At 50.9% G+C, this 2,881-nt stretch carries 1 protein-coding gene; it reads right to left on the reverse strand.

Annotation, left to right across the window (positions count from 1 at the left end; genetic code table 11):
• Nucleotides 1-2,405, reverse strand: a 2,405-nt coding sequence (locus tag C5687_RS23795) for an Ig-like domain-containing protein (protein WP_238380517.1), incomplete at its 3' end; no start/stop codon positions are given.
• Nucleotides 2,406-2,881 lie beyond the last annotated feature (476 nt).

The raw sequence follows: 2,881 nt of genomic DNA on the forward strand, positions 1-2,881 counted from the left end.
CTGCCGCTGGTGCGCGCGTTGCCCGCTGCGTCAGTCGCGGTAACGGTGAAGGTGTGCTTGCCATCCGCCAGTGCGCTATCCGGGGTGAATGCCCACTTCCCGTTGCTGTCCGCCTTGACGGTGCCAATCACTTTCCCGTTATCGAGGATGGAGACGGTATCACCCGGCGCCGCGCTACCGCTCAGGGTCGGGGTGGTATCGTTGGTCGACTCGCCTTTCTGCAGCGGGCCAACGTGTGGCTCTGCGTTGTCCACCACGCTGTTGATGGATGGCGCGGTACTGACCGGGATCATGAGGTTGATGTCGTAAGATGGCGCATCGCCCACTACGCGGTTACCCGCCGGATCCTGTGTCTCCAGGGTCAGCTTGTTCAAACCTTCCGTCAGTGGGGTGTCAGGCGTCAGGCTCCAGGTGCCATCGCTGCCCACAACCGCTGTACCAATCAGGTGTTTGCCGGAAGAGTCGGTAGTGTAGACAAAGACGGTGTTCCCTGCTTCACCGATACCGCTGATGAGCGGTTTGCTGTCATCGGTGATTTCACCGCTGGCCACATTACCCTGACGATCGCCTACGTCGTCCACTACGGCGGTAATGTTCAGAACATCTGCTGAAGCATCAGGCGCGGTAGTGTCAACTTCAAACTCCAGCGCTTCCGAGGGATCGCTGGTGTTGCCTGCCTTATCCGTTTGCGTAACGGTGATGCTGTGATCGCCTTCACCCAGAGGTTTCTCTGGTTTCAGCGTCCAGTTGCCTTTATCGTCAATGACGGTTGTGCCAAGCACTTCGTCACCATCATAGATGGTCACGGTATCGCCCGGTTCGCCTTTACCGCTAAATACCGGACGGGTTTCGTCCGTGACGTCACCGCCTTTCAGCTGGCCCGTAATCGGCCCGGTATTATCCTGGGCATCGGCCATATCCGGTTTAGCCGGAGGTGTGGTATCGACAATAATCTGAATAGGGTCAGATGGATCACCGACATTACCCAGCGGATCTTCCTCAACGACGACGACATTATGTTCACCCTCGGCAAGTTCATCCTTAGGTGTAAATGACCACTTACCTTCGTCGTCGACGATAACCGAGCCAATCTCTTTATCATTATCTTTGATAACAATGGTATTACCCGGGGTTCCCTCGCCGCTGAAGGAAGGCTGACTGTCATCTGTCACATCACCCGGTTTAAGAAGGCCTGTTACCGGACCGGTATTGTCAATGACATCAGGCGTTTCGGCTTTTCCTGGAGGTTCGGTCAGAACCATAAATTCACGATCGTCCGAAGGCTTGCTGACGTTACCCGCTTTATCCGTCTGGCTGACCGTGATGCTATGGCTACCATCCGCCAGGTTTTCGGAAGGTTTGAAATACCAACGACCATCGTCGTTAACGGTGGTTTCGCCAATCTTTTTACCGTTATCGTAAATGGTGATCGTCGCGCCCGCTTCACCGGTACCGCTCATTTCCGGTTTTGGATCGTCGGTGTAGGCGTCTTCAAGGATCTCGCCGGTGACTTTACCCACTTTGTCCATGATGTGTTCAATCGTCGGCGCCTTTGGCGCGATCGTATCGACGACGATGACAATCGGATCTGACGGAGGACTCGTGTTGCCGTCAGGATCTTTTTCTACCACGCTCAGCTCGTGCTCACCTTCGCCCAGTGGCTTATCAGGCGTATAGCTCCACTCCCCTTCATCATCAACAATGACAGAACCAATTTCTTTACCATTATCAATGATATGAATAGTATCACCAGGCTTTCCTTTACCGGTCAGCGTTGGCGTTGAGTCATCAGTGACATCGCCTGATTTCAACGGTCCTTTGATTGAACCTTCATCATCCATAGCGTTGCCGATGCGCGGCTTATCAGGCGTGGAAGAGTTATCACCGTCGTCCTTATCCATCTCAGACAGCGCGAAAGCAGCCCCTACACCCGCAGCAGCAAGCGCAAACCATCCCAACATGCCAAACAGCATGTCGTTGTCGTCATCCGGCGCCGTCAGAAGCGGGCCACCCGCCCCCAGCGGTTCGCCCCCTAACGCCACAGGAGACATGCTGCCATCCGCCATCAGATAACCGGTGTCGTAGCTGTCACCAGACAGCGGGACATAGGCGTAGAGTAATCCATCTTCCGCCATGCCCATCAGCACCGGATTAGTTGGATCACCATTGAAGTAATCTTCAATAATTATGCTTGGCTGTGTATCGCCTTCCTGAATAATGTGCAGTGCCTTGTCTACGCGCTGCAGCGTAATATTTTCTGGTGCGAAGTCGTCGTTAATATTTTTCAATACATATTTATTGCCGGGGATAAGTTTCACCTTAACCGTCCGGCCTGCTTCTGCCGTCAACAACCGAGTTTTTCCGTCTCCGTTATTGACCGCTAAAATGACTTTATTATCCGTCATACTTAAAGTCCTTGGTAAATTTCACTCGCTAAATTAAGGATGTATAAGCATTTTTACTGATACACCCTGCACTGCCTTACTTTGATGCCTTTCTGAATAATTCATGTCCATAGGGTCCATCGACATGATGCTTCAAAATATCATGTCTGGGTTCTTTATATGGTTAGGAATAGACTACGTAGCACTCTACGCAGCAATAGGAATAGTTAACATCAATGCAGGAGTTATTAAGAGAGCCAGGAAAAATGACAGAAGAGAATAATTTACCCTGAAGAACTTACACTAAAAGAATAATAAATCAAAATAAATATAGTCATAAAAATAACAGAAGCGGATATTTTAATAAAAAAGAACAGAATAGAGGTGCAGCCATTCGCCGCATGCGGACGACAACAAGACGGATAAAAGAGAGAAAAGCGAGATTGAGAAACGCAGAAATGAAAAAGGCCCACGTTATAAATAACGTGGGCCTGAAT

Source organism: Enterobacter sichuanensis (assembly GCF_002939185.1).
Taxonomy (GTDB): Bacteria; Pseudomonadota; Gammaproteobacteria; order Enterobacterales; family Enterobacteriaceae; genus Enterobacter; species Enterobacter sichuanensis.